At 65.8% G+C, this 16,595-nt stretch carries 14 protein-coding genes; 7 read left to right on the top strand and 7 right to left on the bottom strand.

Going from position 1 to position 16,595, the window contains the following annotated elements; all coding sequences use genetic code 11:
- The first annotated feature begins 76 nt into the window (after positions 1-76).
- A complete protein-coding gene (locus ABQ137_RS00960) occupies positions 77-256 on the top strand; it encodes a hypothetical protein (protein WP_024940466.1) in 180 nt (59 codons plus the stop codon).
- A 49-nt stretch (positions 257-305) separates the two neighbouring features.
- On the opposite strand, the gene ABQ137_RS00955 is transcribed toward ABQ137_RS00960, so the two are convergent.
- The 6 genes from ABQ137_RS00955 to ABQ137_RS00930 form a co-directional block, all read right to left on the bottom strand.
- On the bottom strand, positions 306-701 hold the full coding sequence (locus ABQ137_RS00955) for a DUF779 domain-containing protein (RefSeq protein ID WP_016902914.1): 396 nt from the start codon (positions 699-701) through the stop codon (positions 306-308).
- A 21-nt stretch (positions 702-722) separates the two neighbouring features.
- Positions 723-1,751, bottom strand: a complete 1,029-nt coding sequence (adhP, locus tag ABQ137_RS00950; RefSeq protein WP_349780964.1) for an alcohol dehydrogenase AdhP — start codon at positions 1,749-1,751, stop codon at positions 723-725.
- A gap of 168 nt (positions 1,752-1,919) precedes the next feature.
- Entirely contained in the window at positions 1,920-3,449 is a 1,530-nt protein-coding gene (gene adh / locus ABQ137_RS00945) for an aldehyde dehydrogenase (RefSeq protein WP_184515260.1), read from the bottom strand.
- A gap of 222 nt (positions 3,450-3,671) precedes the next feature.
- Positions 3,672-4,052: a cupin domain-containing protein gene (locus ABQ137_RS00940; protein WP_039517928.1), complete on the bottom strand. Its 381-nt coding sequence runs from the start codon at positions 4,050-4,052 to the stop codon at positions 3,672-3,674.
- Between the two features lie 123 nt (positions 4,053-4,175).
- Positions 4,176-4,475, bottom strand: a complete 300-nt coding sequence (locus tag ABQ137_RS00935; protein ID WP_104577484.1) for a hypothetical protein — start codon at positions 4,473-4,475, stop codon at positions 4,176-4,178.
- 285 nt (positions 4,476-4,760) lie between these two features.
- Positions 4,761-6,899, bottom strand: coding sequence for a TonB-dependent receptor family protein (locus ABQ137_RS00930; RefSeq protein ID WP_349780963.1), 2,139 nt, complete (start codon positions 6,897-6,899; stop codon positions 4,761-4,763).
- A gap of 157 nt (positions 6,900-7,056) precedes the next feature.
- On the opposite strand from ABQ137_RS00930, the gene ABQ137_RS00925 reads away from it, so the two are divergent.
- Entirely contained in the window at positions 7,057-8,259 is a 1,203-nt protein-coding gene (locus tag ABQ137_RS00925; protein ID WP_102250676.1) for an amino acid aminotransferase, read from the top strand.
- Between the two features lie 266 nt (positions 8,260-8,525).
- Positions 8,526-9,542 carry a class 1 fructose-bisphosphatase gene (locus ABQ137_RS00920; protein WP_024940474.1) on the top strand — a complete coding sequence of 339 codons (1,017 nt, stop codon included), beginning with the start codon at positions 8,526-8,528 and terminating at the stop codon, positions 9,540-9,542.
- 144 nt (positions 9,543-9,686) lie between these two features.
- Here the strand turns inward: ABQ137_RS00920 and ABQ137_RS00915 are convergent, their stop codons facing one another.
- A complete protein-coding gene (locus ABQ137_RS00915; RefSeq protein WP_184515251.1) occupies positions 9,687-10,328 on the bottom strand; it encodes a TetR/AcrR family transcriptional regulator in 642 nt (213 codons plus the stop codon).
- 178 nt (positions 10,329-10,506) lie between these two features.
- On the opposite strand from ABQ137_RS00915, the gene ABQ137_RS00910 reads away from it, so the two are divergent.
- The 4 genes from ABQ137_RS00910 (at position 10,507) to ABQ137_RS00895 (ending at position 16,584) form a co-directional block, all read left to right on the top strand.
- Positions 10,507-11,421: an NmrA family NAD(P)-binding protein gene (locus tag ABQ137_RS00910; protein WP_349781489.1), complete on the top strand. Its 915-nt coding sequence runs from the start codon at positions 10,507-10,509 to the stop codon at positions 11,419-11,421.
- A gap of 1 nt (position 11,422) precedes the next feature.
- The gene (locus ABQ137_RS00905; RefSeq protein ID WP_349780962.1) at positions 11,423-12,577 is read left to right on the top strand and encodes an epoxide hydrolase family protein; all 1,155 of its coding nucleotides are present in this window, start codon (positions 11,423-11,425) and stop codon (positions 12,575-12,577) included.
- Between the two features lie 195 nt (positions 12,578-12,772).
- The gene (locus ABQ137_RS00900) at positions 12,773-14,401 is read left to right on the top strand and encodes a TldD/PmbA family protein (RefSeq protein ID WP_180968548.1); all 1,629 of its coding nucleotides are present in this window, start codon (positions 12,773-12,775) and stop codon (positions 14,399-14,401) included.
- 548 nt (positions 14,402-14,949) lie between these two features.
- Positions 14,950-16,584: a TldD/PmbA family protein gene (locus ABQ137_RS00895; protein WP_164739551.1), complete on the top strand. Its 1,635-nt coding sequence runs from the start codon at positions 14,950-14,952 to the stop codon at positions 16,582-16,584.
- Positions 16,585-16,595 lie beyond the last annotated feature (11 nt).

The raw sequence follows: 16,595 nt of genomic DNA, 5'->3' as shown, positions 1-16,595 counted from the left end.
TCTGCAGCAGCCACTGCGTCCCCTTCACTAGGCGCGCGGTGAACTGCGCATCCATCCCCATGACCAGGAGCACCGCATGTCCCGCGACCCACTGCGCGACCAACCGACCCAGCCGGGCGAACAGCACGGCAAGCGCGATGCCGAACACTATGAAGACCGCGGTGCCGGCGATGCGCCCGACACGCTGGTTCCTGCCGATGGCGACACCCCGGCCAAGACGCCGGGCACCGCGCCGTCGACCGTGGCAGACCGCTGAAACCAGCCGGCTGATTCCCCGCCCGGCAGCACCGCCAGGCGGGCGAGGGTTACGCCCGGCCTGCCCGCTGCAGCTGGGCAAATTCCTCATCGGCAAACAGGCGCGAGCGCACCAGAAAGCGCACGCCCTCGCCGTTTTCCAGCGAGAACATGCCACCGCGCCCCGGCACCACATCGATGATCAGCTGGGTGTGCTTCCAGTATTCGAACTGCGAGGGGCTGATGTAGAACGGCGCGCCGCCGATCTCGCCCAGCAGCACGTCGCGGTCGCCGACGATGAAGTCGCCCACCGGGAAACACATCGGCGAGGAGCCATCGCAGCAGCCGCCGGATTGATGGAACAGCACATCGCCGTGGCGTGCGCGCAGCGTATCGATCAGCTGCAACGCCGCCAGCGTGGCCATCACCTGCAAGGGTGGGTCTGTCTGCGTAGTGGTGCCCTGCATCGTCTGCCTCCTGCGGCGCGGTCAGGCCGCCATGTCGAGCACGATACGCCCCTCGATCGTTCCGGCGTGCATGCGCGCGAACACCTCGTTGATGTTGTCCAGGGTGTCGGTGGCCACGGTCGCCGCGACCTTGCCCTGCTCGGCGAAGGCCAGCGACTCCTGCAGGTCCAGCCGGGTGCCGACGATCGAGCCGCGCACGGTCACGCCATTGAGCACCATGCCGAAGATGTCCAGCGGGAACTGGCCCGGTGGCAGGCCGTTGAGCGACACCGTACCGCCACGCCGCACCATGCCGATCGCCTGCTCGAACGCCTTGGGCGATACCGCGGTGACCAAGGCGCCGTGTGCGCCGCCGATTTCCTTCTTCAGGTACGCCACCGGATCGGTGGTGCGCGCATTGACCGTCACCGTGGCGCCCAGGCGCCTGGCCAGTGCCAGCTTGGCGTCGTCCACGTCCACCGCCGCCACGTGCAGGCCCATCGCCCTGGCGTACTGCACCGCCAGATGGCCGAGCCCGCCGATGCCGGAAATCACCACCCACTGGCCCGGCTTGGTATCGGTGACCTTCAGGCCCTTGTAGACGGTGACACCCGCGCACAGGATCGGCGCGACCTCGACAAACCCCAGGGTGGCGGGCAGATGCCCGACGTAATCGGCATTGGCCAGCGCGTACTGCGCGAAGCCGCCGTTGACCGAGTAGCCGCTGTTCTGCTGCGCCTCGCACAGGGTTTCCCAGCCGCCCAGGCAGTGCTCGCAATGCCCGCAGGCCGAGTACAGCCACGGGATGCCGACGCGGTCGCCTTCCTTGACGTGACGCACGCCCGCACCCACCGCCACCACATAGCCCACGCCTTCATGGCCGGGGATGAATGGGGGATTCGGCTTGACCGGCCAGTCCCCCTGCGCGGCGTGCAGATCGGTGTGGCAGACCCCGCAGGCCTGGATTTTGACCAGCAGATCGCCGGCCTGGGGCCGCGGCACCTGCACTTCCTCGATCACCAGTGGTGCGCCGAATTGGCGCACCACCGCCGCTTTCATTGTCGTGTCCATGCTGCACTCCGCACTGATAGTGCGGCCCACCCTAGGCGCCTTGAGGACGCCGTGCCTTGATCGAGGTCAATTCGCGCGTGCGCGGTTCATGAACAGCCGGTGCAGCGGCCCGGCGTTCCTGTGCCCGATCCATCACGCATTGCAGTCGAGCAGTAGCGGGCCTACGCATCAGAAAAACCCTAGCGCCTTCGGCGAATAGCTCACCAGCAGGTTCTTGGTCTGTTGGTAATGGTCGAGCATCATCTTGTGATTCTCGCGGCCGATGCCCGACTGCTTGTAGCCGCCGAACGCGGCATGCGCCGGGTAGGCGTGGTAGCAGTTGGTCCACACGCGCCCGGCCTGGATCGCGCGGCCCATCCGGTACAGGCGCGACGCATCGCGGCTCCACACACCGGCACCCAGGCCGTACAACGTGTCGTTGGCGATCGCCAGCGCCTCGGCCTCGTCCTTGAAGGTGGTCACCGACACCACCGGCCCGAAGATTTCTTCCTGGAACACGCGCATCTTGTTGTGGCCCTTGAACACCGTTGGCTTGACGTAGAAGCCCTCGGCCAGCTCGCCATCGAGCGTATTGCGCTCGCCGCCGATCAACACCTGCGCGCCTTCCTGCTTGCCGATGTCGATATAGGACAGGATCTTTTCCAGCTGCTCGCTGGAGGCCTGCGCGCCGACCATGGTGTTGGGATCGAGCGGGTTGCCCTGCTTGATCGCGGCCACGCGTGCCAGCGCCTTTTCCATGAACCTGTCGTAGATCGATTCCTGGATCAGCGCGCGCGAGGGGCAGGTGCACACCTCGCCCTGGTTGAAGGCGAACAGCACGAAGCCTTCCACCGCCTTGTCGAGAAAATCGTCGTCTTCGGCCATCACATCGGCAAAGAAGATGTTGGGCGACTTGCCGCCCAGCTCCAGCGTCACCGGGATCAGGTTCTGGCTGGCGTATTGCATGATCAGCCGGCCGGTGGTGGTTTCGCCGGTGAAGGCGATCTTGGCGATACGCGGGTTGCTGGCCAGCGGCTTGCCGGCCTCAAGCCCGAAGCCGTTGACCACGTTGAGCACGCCCGGCGGCAACAGGTCGCCGATCACCTCCATCAACACCAGGATCGAGGCCGGGGTCTGCTCGGCCGGCTTCATCACCACGCAGTTGCCGGCGGCCAGCGCCGGTGCCAGCTTCCAGCACGCCATCAGCAGCGGAAAATTCCACGGGATGATCTGCCCGACCACGCCGAGCGGTTCGTGGAAGTGATAGGCGATGGTGTCGCTGTCGATCTCGGAGATGCCACCTTCCTGCGCGCGGATGGCGCCGGCGAAATAGCGGAAATGATCCACGCACAGCGGCACATCGGCATTGAGCGTCTCGCGCACCGGCTTGCCGTTGTCCCAGGTCTCGGCATAGGCGAGCAGCTCCAGATTCTGTTCGATGCGGTCGGCGATCCTGAGCAGCACATTGGAGCGCTCGGTGGTGGAAGTCTTGCCCCATGCGTCCTTGGCCGCATGCGCCGCATCCAGTGCGGCTTCGATGTCCTGCGCGTTGGAGCGCGCGATCGAGGTGAACACCTTGCCGTTGATCGGCGTGGTGTTGTCGAAGTACTGGCCGCTGTGCGGCGTCACCCACTGGCCGCCGATGAAGTTGTCATAACGCGGTTTAAAGATGGACTGCGGGTCGGTGTTGAGCGGTTTTGCAGAGGCAAGCGCGTTCATCATGGTCTCCTGCGGAGGTGGTCCGATGCGCACGTGTATACCCGCGCGAGCGCTAGCGCAATGTCATGTCATGCGCTGTTGCGCTGCGTCATTGCAGCGCAGCCGTGTTTCCCCGCGCCGTGGTGGACGTTGCGCTGCAGCGCATCATTGCGTGCACGCGGCGAGGGCTCCGCAACCAGGCGCCGGATCGGCCGCCGTGCACCAGCACGCATTGCACAACCATCAAATCCAGACGTCGTTGTCTGCGGTGTATGCGCCGCCCGCATCGCCGGTATTGACCACGCCGCGCGGCTCGACCAGCAGCACGCTGCATTCGTGCTCCGCCGCCGGGCGGTGTTCGACACCCTTGGGCACCACGTGCATCTGCCCGGCCGACAGCGCCACCACGCCGTCGCGAAACTCGATAGTCATGTTGCCGTCAAGCACGATGAACACCTCGTCCGTGTCCGCATGCTGATGCCACACGAACGCACCTTGCAGCTTGACCAGTTTGAACTGGTAGTCGTTCATCTCCGCGACGACACGCGGGGACCAGTGCTGCGACAGCAGGGCGAGCTTGTCGCTGAAATCGATCGGGGCGTAGCGCGTGTTCAACGGAAACATCCTTGTGCGGGGAATGCGCTTGCAAGCTTAGTGCATCGCATTGCCGGCAGTCACCGCTGCATCAACGCGGCGCATTGCAGCCGCGCGGCGAACAGCGCAAGCGGTTTGCCCGGCGCGATGGGTTCATGCGCGTGCGGTGCTGGCGTCTGCCGCGCGCCACGCCCGCACCGCTGCGATGACCTGCGCACCGTGGCTGGCGCTGACATCACGCGCGGCAAAGTCGTGCGGCCGCCATTGTACCTGCGCGGCCAGCCGTGCGCAGGCGGCATGCCCGTCTGCCAGCACGTCGGCCTGCTCGGTTGCGTTCAACGCCAGCAGGAGCGAGAAGCCGGTGGCCGAGATCGTGCAGTTGATGTCCAGCCAGTAGCGGTTGTCCGCACGCAGCAGAAACCAGTCTGCGGGGGCGTGATCGATGACGATCATGGTGGGGCCTGATGTGGTGGTCATAGGTGTGACGTGTCGATGGCAGACCGTGCGTTGGCGGGATGGCTTTGTCGCGCCCGGGGGCGCTCCTACGGGCGGTGTGCATGTTGTTGAATGCGCACCGCCTGCGGCCGGATCAGCCGCCGAAAGCACGCTGCAGGCCGAGCGTTTATTGGAGGCGCATCGCCGTGGCGACGCGCGCGTTGGCGGGACGGCTTTGTCGCGCCCGGGTGCGCTCCTACGGGCGGTGTGGGCGGTGGTGTGCACGCACCGCCCATTGACGGCTCAGCCGCCGAAATCCCATTGCAGGCCAACCGTGTAGGTGCGGTCCGGACCCGGTTCGTAATAGCGCCCGTTGCCGTCGTTGACGATCACCGAGCCGATGTAGTGCCGGTCCAGCGCATTGTCGATGCGGGCGAAGGTGCGCAGCCCGCCCAGCGTAGTGGTCCAGCGTCGGGAGGCTTCCAGGTTGACCAGCGCGTAGCCGGGCGCACGCTCGCTGGCCAGGTCGTTGACCACGGTGGCGTCGGAGGCCACCGTTTCGGCGGCGAACTGCCACTGCGCCGGCTGCCACTGCCAGCGCGCGAACAGCTGCTGGCGCGGCACGCCCGGCAGGCGCGCGCCGCTGGCCACCGGCGCGGTGGGCGTGGCGCAGCCGCTGCTGGCGCAGGTGAGGTAGCCATCGCGCACGGTGGCATCGACGAAGGTGTAGGCCAGCTGCAGCTGCTGGGTGGTGCCCACCGGTTGATTCCAGCTCAGCTCCGCGCCCTGGCGGCGGGTGGCACCGATGTTGCGATAGGTGCTGCGGCCATTGGTGTTGCTGGCCACGGCCAGTTCGTCGTCGGTGTCGGCGCGAAACAGCGCCACTTCCACCGCTGCGCCGCTCTGCGCGCGCCACTTGCTGCCGATCTCGTAGTTGCGGCTGGTCGCCGCGCCCAGATCCAGCGCCAGGCCGGCGCCGCCATCGCTGCGATAACCGAGCTCGTTGAAGGTGGGCGTTTCGAAACCGCGGCCGACCGAGGCGTAGAAACGCAGGTCCTCGGCGGCACGGAACACGATGCCGGCCACCGGCGTGGTTGCCGAATAATCGCGCTGGCCGCTGTCGTCGGGATTGCGCCCGAGGATGTAGTGATCGTCCGAGTCGAAGCGCACCTGGCTATGGCGCACGCCCAACAAGGCGGACCAGCGCGCGCTCCATTGCCACCACGCCTGCGCAAACTGGTCCACGTTCTCGACCTGGTCGCGCTGGTTGCGGCGCAGCGCGCCCTTGACGCCGAGCGTGTCGCCAACAAAGTTTTCGTAACCGGTGCGGTGCTGGCGCTGGCGATCGACGTTCGCGCCCACGGTCAGCTGCAACGGCCGGCCCAGCGCCTCGCCCTGCCAGGCCCAGCGTGCGTCGGCACCTTCGTAATTGCTGTCCAGATCGATCACCCCGCCCGAATGCAGCGGGTTGCGCTGCACCGCCACCGGGATCGCCAGGAACTGCTCCACGCTGCGCTGCCCGCCGTAGGCCATCAGCCGCAGCGTCTGGCTGTCGAACTGCTGGGTGAAGATGGCGCCGGCCTGCGACTGGCGCACCGATTTGCGGGTGTTGAACTGGGTGGCCACCGCCGTGGCCTGCGCCGGGTCGGCATTGAACTGCGCGCGGGTCAGGCCGAGCGGGTCCTGCGCATCCGGTGCGTCCAGATAGTTGAGCACCAGGTCCAGCCGGCGGCCCTCGGCCAGATCGAAGCCGAGCTTGGCGTTGACCGAATCGCGCTTTGCGCGGCTATGGGCGCGGAAGCCGTCGGTTTCGAAATGATTGGCGGCCAGGTTGTAGTGCACCGCGCCCTGCTGGCCGAGCAATTGCGCACCCGTGTTGACGGTGGCATTGCTGCCATAGGTGGCGCGCAGCCGCCACGGGTCGCCCGGCGCGCCGTCAGCGCTCCACAGCTGCAGCACGCCGCCGGAGGAGTTGCCGTACAGCGCCGAAAACGGCCCGCGCAGCACTTCCACCCGCTCGGCGCCCAGCACGTTGAAGTGCGAGAGCTGGCCCTGGCCATCGGGCATGCTGGCCGGGATGCCGTCGACCAGCAGGCGCACGCCGCGCACGCCGAAGGTGGAACGCGCACCGAAGCCGCGGATCGACAGCTGGGTGTCCTGCGCGTAGTTCTGGCGATCGCGCGCCACCAGGCCGGGGATGCCGTCCAGCAGCTCGGACACCTGCGCGCCGCGGCGGTTGTCGGCATCGGCCGCCACCACGGTGAAGGAGGCCGGCAGGTCGAAGTCGTCCACCCCGCGCACGCGTGCGGCGTCCACCTGCACGGTGGGCAATCGCTGGATCGGCGTGGAGGCGGGCGGCGCCGGATCGGCGGCCAGGACGGGCGGCGCGGCGCTCGTGGCGAACAGGCCGCAGGCGGCGGCCAACAAGGTAAGTCTGGGCATGGGCGTAGTGTCCCTCATCCGTACTGTGGCCGCATCGTTGCGTACGGAACGAAGCATGCTACGCCGGCCATGGGCTGCTACGATGAAGTGGTTTGGCCCAGCCGCGGCCGAGCATCCCGGAAGTCCCTCACTCTTTCGTCCTTCAGCGAGTCATGCCGTGTCCTTCTTTGCAAACGTGGAACAGGTTCCAGGCGACCCCATCCTGGGCCTGACCGAGGCCTACAACGCCGACAGCCGCCCCAACAAGGTCAACCTGGGCGTGGGCATCTATTACGACGAAAACGGGCGTATCCCGCTGTTGCGCGCCGTGCACAAGATCGAGCAGCAGCTCGCGCTGGACGCCAAACCGCGCGGCTACCTGCCCATCGACGGCCTGGCCGCCTATGACAAGGCCACCCAGGAGCTGCTGTTCGGCGCCGAGTCGGCGCTGGTGGCCTCCGGCCGCGTGGCGACCTCGCAGACCGTCGGCGGCAGCGGCGCCTTGCGCGTGGGCGCGGACCTGCTCAAGAAGCTGCTGCCCACCTCCACCATCGCCATCAGCAACCCGAGCTGGGAAAACCATCGCGCAGTGTTCGGCGCGGCCGGCTTCGAGGTCGTGGACTACACCTATTTCGATGCCGCCAGCCATGGGCTGAACTTCGACGGCATGCTCGCCGACCTGGCAAAACTCGAACCGGGCACGGTGGTGCTGCTGCACGCCTGCTGCCACAACCCGACCGGCGCGGACCTGAGCAAAGAGCAGTGGAAGCAGGTTGCCGGGCTGTTGAAGGAACGCAACCTGTTCCCGTTCGTCGACATCGCCTACCAGGGCTTTGACAAGGGCATCGAGGCCGATGCGTATGCGGTGCGCCTGCTCGCTGCCGAAGGCATCGACAGCTACGTGGTCGCCAGCTCGTACTCCAAGTCGTTCTCGCTGTATGGCGAGCGCGTGGGCGCGCTGTCGGTGGTCTCGGCCACTGCGGCCGAAGCCAAGGCCGTGCAATCGCAGGTCAAGCGCATCATCCGCACGATCTACTCCAGCCCGTCCACGCATGGCGCCGCTTTGGTGGCCGGCGTGCTGACCAGCCCGGAGCTGCGCGATCTGTGGGAGCAGGAGCTGACCGAGATGCGCGAGCGCATCCACGCCCTGCGTGCGGGCCTGGTGGCCAAGCTGGCCACGCTGGGCGCGCCGGAGTTCGACTTCATCCAGCGCCAGGCGGGCATGTTCTCGTACTCGGGCCTGACCAGAACGCAGGTGGACCGCTTGCGCGAGGAATTCGCGATCTACGCCGTCGGCACCGGCCGTATCTGCGTGGCCGCGCTGAGCCAGCGCAACCTGGACTACGTGGCACAGGCCGTGGCCACCGTCAGCCGCATGTAAGCGAGCGCATCGCGATCGGCCACCGCGGCCGACGCCTGCAAACCGGGAGCGCGCCAGCCTCCCGGTTTTTTTATGCGTGTTCGCAGCTCCTGCGCGTGTGCAGAGCTGCGCCAAGACCGCGTGGTACATGTCGGCAACCCCAGTCTTGGGCACCACATTCGCGCATGTTCGATCAGGTTTGCTGCAAAACGCGCATCCAGTGATCGAAATCTAACGGCGCAATGGCGACAATGGCGGACCACTTCCTACACAGGCTGCCCGCTCCCATGTCGCGTCCCTCGCTGACCCGCTTCCTGATCGAAGAGCAACACGCCGGCCGTATCGACCCGGAATTGCGCCAGCTGATCACCATCGTCTCGCGCGCCTGCAAGCGCATTTCCATCGCCGTGAGCAAGGGCGCCCTGGGCGGCGTGCTCGGCGATGCCGGCACCGGTAACGTGCAGGGCGAGGCGCAGAAGAAGCTCGACGTGCTCAGCAACGACATCCTGCTCGAAGCCAACGCCTGGGGCGGCCACCTGGCTGCGTGCGCGTCGGAAGAAATGGATCACAGCCAGCCGGTGCCCGACCAGTACCCCAGCGGCGATTTTCTGCTGCTGTTCGATCCGCTGGATGGCAGCTCCAACATCGACGTCAACGTCTCGGTGGGCACCATCTTCTCGGTGCTGCGCGCGCCCAAGGGCACCGAGAAGCCCGGCGACGAGCACTTCCTGCAGCCGGGCACCCAGCAGGTTGCCGCCGGCTACTGCATCTACGGCCCCAGCACGATGCTGGTGCTCACGCTCGGCCACGGCACCCACGCCTTCACCCTGGAGCGCGAGGAAGGCAGCTTCCTGCTGACCCAGGCCAACATGCGCGTGCCCGAAGACACCGCCGAATACGCCATCAACATGTCCAACCAGCGCCACTGGGAACCGGCCATGCAGTCCTATGTCAGCGACCTGCTGGCCGGCAAGGACGGCACCCGCGGCAAGGACTTCAACATGCGCTGGATTGCCAGCATGGTCGCCGACGTGCACCGCATCCTCACCCGCGGCGGCATCTTCATCTACCCCTGGGACAAGAAGGACGCGTCCAAGCCGGGCAAGCTGCGCCTGATGTACGAGGCCAACCCGATGAGCATGCTGGTGGAACAGGCCGGCGGCGCAGCCACCACCGGGCGCGAGCGCATCCTGGACCTCCAGCCGACGCAGCTGCATCAGCGTGTGCCGGTGTTCTTGGGGTCGAAGAACGAAGTGAACGAGGCCACGCGCTATCACCTTGAGTTTGATAACGCACAAGGCTGATATTTCAGGTCTTTTTAGCGGCCCTACGGGCGCGGCATCCGAGACCTGATTCCGGATGCCGGTTCCATGGAGCCCCATCGCCATGCGTGGGGACTGTCGCGGCGTTCCGCTGCGTTGTACAAGGATTCCTGCAATTCCAGGGTGTCACTGAGGACTTCCGGTCTCCAGCTGGCCAGCATCCTTGAGAAGTGCAAGCGCCCACTCCACACGGGCCGATGCGGTGGCGACCAGGTCGTCCGGGTGTTCGCCCAGCAGCGCGCGCAGTTGGTGCGGGGCGAACACCAGGTCGACGAAGTGGCTTGCCAACGCAGACGGATTGGCCGGTTGATCCGGGCCGTCCAGGATCGTCATCTGCACGCGTCGTAGCCCGCCCTCCCAGCCGATGCGGTTGACTTCAGCGGCAAGCGCCGGCGCGCGGATGGAGGTGCCGACGACCAGGCGCATCATGGCCACCGTCTGGGGCTGTAATGCATGCGCAAGTATTCCTTGTCCTGCGTGTCTCAGGCGCCCCTCCAGATCCATGGGGACGCTGGCTGCGGCAGGCAGCGGCTGGGTGTCGACATCGCGACGGACCACCGCCTCGAAGATGGCGTCTTTGTTGGCATAGCGCGCGTAAAAGCTTGCCTTGCCCGCGCCTGCTAGCCGCGCGATGTCCTCGCACGAGGTGTGCTCGAACCCGCGTTCCAGGAAAAGTTGCAGTGCCGCATCGAGTAAGCGCCGTTCGACATCGCCCGCCTTATCGAGTGGCGGCCGTCCGCCTTTTGATTTTTGCTTGACCGCTTTCATGCACGAAAACTTACACGCCGCTTGCATTGCCATCAACTGAACGTTATCGTTCAGTTATTCGCTGCGTGGTCTGCCAAGCCGGCGAATGGCCTGGGTGCTGCGTGACAGACAGCTCGCATCTTCTGTTGCAGTTCCCGTTGCCGTCGTTGGCGCAAAAGACCCAAGCGAGAGGCAAATCGTGACGTCAGATGTGAGATCCCCAATCGTTGTTGCAGGCGCCACCGGCGACCTGGGTTGCCGCATCGCCTTTGCCCTGCAGGACCAGGGCGCCGCGGTGGTTGCGCTTGTTCGGCAAGGCGCAGGCAAGGACCGTATTGCGGCCTTGCAACGCAGGAACATCACGATCCGCTACGTCGAGATGGAAGACGCCAACTCGTTGCGTGAAGCGGTCGGGAATGCGGCATGCGTCGTTTCCGCGCTCAACGGCCTGGAAGACGTCATGCTGGGTCAACAGGGAAAGCTGTTGCATGCAGCGGTCAGTGCCGGCGTGCCTCGCTTCATCCCGTCTGATTTCTCGCTGGACTATACGAAGACACGGCCGGGCGACAATCGAAACCTGGATTTGCGGCGCCGGTTCAGAGACCAACTGGATGCCGCGCCGATCGCGGCCACCTCGGTTCTGTGCGGCGGTTTTCTGGAGCTTCTCGAGGGCAGTGCGCGCCTTGTGGTGCCGGGCCGTCGCGTCATGCATTTTGGCGACGCCGACCAGCAGCTCGATTTCACCGCCAAAGATGACGTTGCCAGCTACACGGCGGCGGCGGCACTGGATTCCACGGCACCACGGGACCTGCGCATTGCCGGCAACAGCATTTCGCCCAACGACATCGCGCAACTGCTCACCCAACTCACCGGGCAGCGCTATCGCACGCTCAGGCCGGGCGGGCTCGGGACGATGTCGGCAATCATCAGTGCGGTGCGTGCACTCACGCCCGCAAGCGATGATCCCTTCCCTCCCTGGCAGGGCATGCAATATCTGCGCGACATGATGAGCGGGCGCGGCAAATTGGTCCCACTGGATAACGATCGCTACGGTGCGCGCTCCTGGCAAACAGCCCGCCAGACACTGGCCAATACGTACGTACGGGAGTCTTGAGATGCGCGATGGCATTGCAGCATTCCACATCCAGGTTGCACAGGCCGAGCTGGATGACCTCGCACACCGGCTCAGGCAAACGCGGTGGCCGAGTAAGGAAACCGTGGAGGACCACAGCCAGGGCCCGCAAAGCGAGCGCATCCGGCGCCTGGTGGACCGCTGGCAGTCTGGCTACGACTGGCGTGCGACCGAGCGGTTATTGAACGGCTGGAACAGTAGTCGCACCACGATCGATGGACTGGAGATCCAGTTCCTGCATGTCCGCTCGCCGGAGCCAGACGCGCTTCCGTTGCTGCTGACGCACGGGTGGCCCGGATCGGTGCTCGAATTCCGCGAGGTGATCGGCCCCTTGAGCGATCCGGTGGCCCATGGCGGGCAGGCGTCGGACGCCTTCCATCTCATCATCCCATCCTTGCCTGGCTTTGGTTTCTCTGCAAAGCCAACCGCCCGTGGCTGGGGCGTCGGGCGCACAGCTGCCGCATGGGTCGAACTGATGCGCCGTCTGGGTTATGGCGAGCGTTGGGCCGCACAGGGCGGCGATTGGGGCAGTGCGATCACCACCGCGCTTGGATTCATGCAGCCACCCGGCTTGCGGGGTCTCCATCTGAACATGGTGATGTTCGAACCCAGCACGCAGGACATCGCCGAGGCCACACCGGGCGAGCAGAAGATGCTGGAAGACGCCCAGCGCTACTACGCGGAATTTTCCGGCTACATGAAGCTGCAAAGCACACGGCCGCAGTCGGTGGGCTTCAGTTTGGCTGACTCCCCGGTAGGCCTGGCTGCATGGATCTATGCACTCTTTCAGGACGTCTCACAAAGCGACGGCGAACCGGAGAACGTGTTCGCCCTGGACCACCTCATCGACGACATCATGCTGTACTGGCTCCCGAACGCAGGGCCCAGCTCTGCACGCCTGTATTGGGAAGCCGCGCATGAGGCGATGGCGGAGATGCCTTCGCATCCAATGCCCACACCCACCGGCATCAGCATGTTTCCCGGGGAGCAGGTGCGCATTTCCCGGCGCTGGGCAGAGCGACGCTTTGCCGACCTCCGCTTTTTCGGCGAAGCGGAGCGGGGCGGACATTTTGCGGCAATGGAGAATCCGCCGGTGTTTGTCGATCATCTGCGAACGACCTTTCGGTTGCTTCGGTAACGGCGGCCGAGCCCGGCATGCCGGCACGGCCTTCGCGCCACGGCCCTGCCGACGCTGCCGATGTCTCCGCTTTGCAGCTGGAGTTGCCTGACGCCAGGCCGGCATTGCCCCCTTGACCGCCGTCGCCTGCACGGGCCAGTCTCGGGGGCTGGCGCGGCGGGGAGTCGTGCCGCTGGCCTTCAACGGAGAACCGCCGTGGACCGTCGTACCTTCCTCACCTTGTCCGGCATCGGTGCTGCCGGGCTGCTGCTGCCGAACACGCGCCTGATCGCGGCCGAGCAGTTGCTCACACCCAACGATGCCGCGCGCAGCCGTCGCTTGTCCGATACCGCGCTCAGCACCGCCAAGGCGGCCGGTGCCAGTTATTGCGATGTGCGCGTGGGCCGCTATCTGCGCCAGTTCGTGATCACCCGCGAGGCGCAGGTGGAGAACGTGGTCAACGCCGAATCCAGCGGTGTGGGCGTGCGCGTGCTGGCCGATGGCGCGTGGGGGTTTGCGGCCACCAACACGCTGACCAGCGATGGCGTGGCCACCGCCACCCGCCAGGCGGTGGCGATCGCCAAGGCCAACGCGCGGCTGGGTGGCTCGCCGGTGCAGCTGGCGCCGGTGACGCCGGCCGGACAGGTCAGCTGGAAGACGCCGATCAGGAAGAATGCAATGGAGGTGCCGCTGCAGGACAAGGTGGCGCTGCTGATGGACGTCAACGCGGCCGCGCTCACTGCCGGCGCCACGTTCGTGGCTTCGCGCCTGTTTGCGATCAACGAGCAGAAGTACTTCGCCAGCAGCGATGGCTCCTATATCGATCAGGACGTGCACCGGTTGTGGCTACCGTTCACCGTCACCGCGGTGGACAAGGCCAGCGGCAAGTTCCGCACCCGCGACGGGCTGTCCTCGCCGATGGGCATGGGTTACGAATACCTGGATGGCGATGCCAGCCAGAAGCACCGGTTGCCTGGCGGACTCATCGGCTACGGCCACAGTTACGACGCGCGCGAGGATGCGATCGCCGCCGCCAAGCAGGCACGCGCCAAACTCACCGCACCGTCGGTGAAGGCCGGCAAGTACGATCTGGTGATCGACCCGAGCAACCTGTTCCTCACCATCCACGAGTCGGTGGGCCACCCGCTCGAGCTCGATCGCGTGCTCGGTTATGAGGCCAATTACGCCGGCACCAGTTTTGCCACGCTGGACAAGCGCGATGCCGGTTTCCGCTGGGGCAGCGATGCGGTGACCTTCGTCGCCGACCGCACTCAGCCCGGCAGCCTGGGCGCAGTGGGGTACGACGATGAGGGCGTCAAGGGCAAGCAGTGGGAGCTGGTGAAGGACGGCATCCTGGTCGATTACCAATGCACGCGCGATCAGGCACATCTGCTCGGCAAGACGGCATCCGATGGCTGCAGCTATGCCGACTCGTGGTCCAGCGTGCAGTTCCAGCGCATGCCCAACGTCTCGCTGGCGGCAGGCAAGACGCCGCTGGCTGTTGCCGACATGATCAAGAACGTCGAGCGTGGGTTGTACATCCACGGGCGCGGCTCGTATTCGATCGATCAGCAGCGCTACAACGCGCAGTTCGGCGGGCAGTTGTTCTACGAAATCGAGAACGGCCAGGTCACGCGCCTGGTGGAAGACGGCGCCTACCAGATCCGCACGCCGGAATTCTGGAATGCCTGCAGCGCGGTCTGCGATCAACGCGATTTCCGCCTGGGCGGCTCGTTCTTCGACGGCAAGGGCCAACCCAGCCAGGTATCAGCGGTCTCGCACGGGTCGTCCACGGCGCGCTTCGATGGCATCAACGTGATCAACACCGCGCGCGCCTTGGGTTGAGAGAAACTGGTCGGTCGCGGGCGCGGTGTCCTCACTAAGCAGTTGATTGGTTGCCTTGTTTAAAACCATGCACCCCGACCATCGTGACTGGTCCTTGCCCGCCCACCGTCGCGGGACCTTACGCGGCATGGATGCCGCGTAAGAGCCTACACGGACGTACTTGCGGCGTGTCCTGCGATGGTGGGCGGGCAAGGGCCCTGCAACCAAGCAGCAGATCAAACGCTTTCCAACCAGAGCCCCCTACAGCGCCACCGCCCCCGATGACCTGCTGATCGCACATGCACGATTGCAAACAAACCACGCATGCCTGACATCCAGAGCTCTCGACGCGCAGCCACATCCATCGCAGCCGGTCAGCAGCGCTCGCCACACGCGCAGGCTTGCTGCGCTACTCGCTTCATGCGGGTACAGCGTTTGCGCACGGACCCCTGCCGAAAGTCATTTGACGCAGCGTTCATCGCCCGGCAAGAATCGGCGATACCGCGCAGATAGCGATCTGTGCGTCACCACACTACCTGCGCGCCGCGCGGGATCATTGGGGAGTTGCCGTGCAGCGACGTGATTTCCTGGCCCTGACCGGGCTGACCATGGGCGGCCTGATCGTGCCCGCCTACTTCGGCAAGGCGATCGCCGCCGAGCAGTTGGTGACGCAGCTGGATGTGGGCCGCAAGAAGCGTCTGGCCGACGCCGGCCTCAACGCCGCGCGCCAGGCCGGTGCGAGCTATTGCGATGTCCGCATCGGCCGTTATCTGCGCCAGTTCGTCATCACCCGCGAGGACAAGGTGCAGAACGTGGTCAACACCGAATCCATCGGTGCGGGCGTGCGCGTCCTGGTGGCGGGCGCCTGGGGATTTGCCGCCACCAACGAGCTCACCGAACAGGGCGTGGCCAAGGCCGCCTCGCAGGCCGCCGCGATCGCCAAGGCCAATGCCAAGGTGCAGGGCACGCCGGTGCAGCTGGCGCCCACGCCGGGCGTGGGCGAGGTCAGCTGGAAGACGCCGATCAAGAAGAACGCGATGGAAGTGCCGATCAAGGACAAGGTGGACCTGCTGCTGGGCGTCAACGCTGCCGCCACCGCTGCCGGCGCCAACTTCGTCAATTCGATGCTGTTCGTGGTCAACGAGCAGAAGTACTTTGCCAGCACCGACGGCTCGTATATCGACCAGGACGTGCACCGCATCTGGGCGCCGCTGAGCGTGACCGCCATCGACAAGGCCAGCGGCAAGTTCCGCACCCGCGACGGCTTGTCCGCGCCGATGGGCCTGGGCTACGAATATCTGGATGGCGCCGCCTCGGGCAAGTTCGTCTCGCCCAATGGCGTGGTGAATTACGGCCTGTCCTACGACATGAAGGAGGACGCGATCGCCGCGGCCAAACAGGCGCAGGAAAAGCTCAAGGCGCCGTCGGTGAAGCCGGGCAAGTACGATCTGGTGCTGGACCCCTCGCACACCTGGCTCACCATCCACGAGTCGGTCGGCCACCCGCTGGAGCTGGATCGCGTGCTCGGCTACGAGGCCAATTTCGCCGGCACCAGTTTCGCCACGCTGGACAAGCTCAAGGCCGGTTTCCAGTACGGCAGCGACAAGGTGCATATCCTGGCCGACAAGATCCAGCCCGGCAGCCTGGGCGCGGTGGGCTACGACGATGAAGGCGTCAAGACCAAGCAGTGGGATCTGATCCGCGACGGCAAGCTGGTGGACTACCAGGCCATCCGCGACCAGGCGCATATCCTCGGCAAGACCGCCTCCGATGGGTGCTGCTACGCCGACTCGTGGTCGAGCGTGCAGTTCCAGCGCATGGCCAATGTGTCGCTGGCCGCCGGCAAGACACCGTTGAGCGTGAGCGATCTGATCAAGAACGTGGAAAACGGCATCTACATCATCGGCGACGGCTCGTTCTCCATCGACCAGCAGCGCTACAACGCGCAGTTCGGCGGCCAGCTGTTCTACGAGATCAAGAACGGCGCGATCACCCGCATGCTCGAGGACGTGGCCTACCAGATCCGCACGCCGGAATTCTGGAACGCCTGCAGCGCGGTGGCCGATCAACGCGACTACCGCCTGGGCGGCTCGTTCTTCGACGGCAAGGGCCAGCCGAGCCAGTCCTCGGCGGTCTCGCATGGCTCGTCCACCGCCCGTTTCGACGGCATCAACGTCATCAACACCGCCCGCTCGCTCGGCTGACAGGAGAAACC

This window comes from Xanthomonas sp. WHRI 8393 (assembly GCF_040203315.1).
GTDB lineage: Bacteria > Pseudomonadota > Gammaproteobacteria > Xanthomonadales > Xanthomonadaceae > Xanthomonas > Xanthomonas arboricola.
This window is presented reverse-complemented; position numbering and strand designations above follow the sequence as displayed.

What these genes read in the sequence shown, in the direction of transcription:
- ABQ137_RS00955 (WP_016902914.1), bottom strand. Translation starts at nt 701, where the DNA reads ATGCAGGGCACCACTACGCAGACAGACCCACCCTTGCAGGTGATGGCC.
- ABQ137_RS00960 (WP_024940466.1), top strand. Translation starts at nt 77, where the DNA reads ATGTCCCGCGACCCACTGCGCGACCAACCGACCCAGCCGGGCGAACAG.
- ABQ137_RS00905 (WP_349780962.1), top strand. Translation starts at nt 11,423, where the DNA reads ATGCGCGATGGCATTGCAGCATTCCACATCCAGGTTGCACAGGCCGAG.
- ABQ137_RS00920 (WP_024940474.1), top strand. Translation starts at nt 8,526, where the DNA reads ATGTCGCGTCCCTCGCTGACCCGCTTCCTGATCGAAGAGCAACACGCC.
- ABQ137_RS00935 (WP_104577484.1), bottom strand. Translation starts at nt 4,475, where the DNA reads ATGATCGTCATCGATCACGCCCCCGCAGACTGGTTTCTGCTGCGTGCG.
- adh (WP_184515260.1), bottom strand. Translation starts at nt 3,449, where the DNA reads ATGAACGCGCTTGCCTCTGCAAAACCGCTCAACACCGACCCGCAGTCC.
- ABQ137_RS00940 (WP_039517928.1), bottom strand. Translation starts at nt 4,052, where the DNA reads ATGTTTCCGTTGAACACGCGCTACGCCCCGATCGATTTCAGCGACAAG.
- adhP (WP_349780964.1), bottom strand. Translation starts at nt 1,751, where the DNA reads ATGGACACGACAATGAAAGCGGCGGTGGTGCGCCAATTCGGCGCACCA.
- ABQ137_RS00930 (WP_349780963.1), bottom strand. Translation starts at nt 6,899, where the DNA reads ATGCCCAGACTTACCTTGTTGGCCGCCGCCTGCGGCCTGTTCGCCACG.
- ABQ137_RS00915 (WP_184515251.1), bottom strand. Translation starts at nt 10,328, where the DNA reads ATGAAAGCGGTCAAGCAAAAATCAAAAGGCGGACGGCCGCCACTCGAT.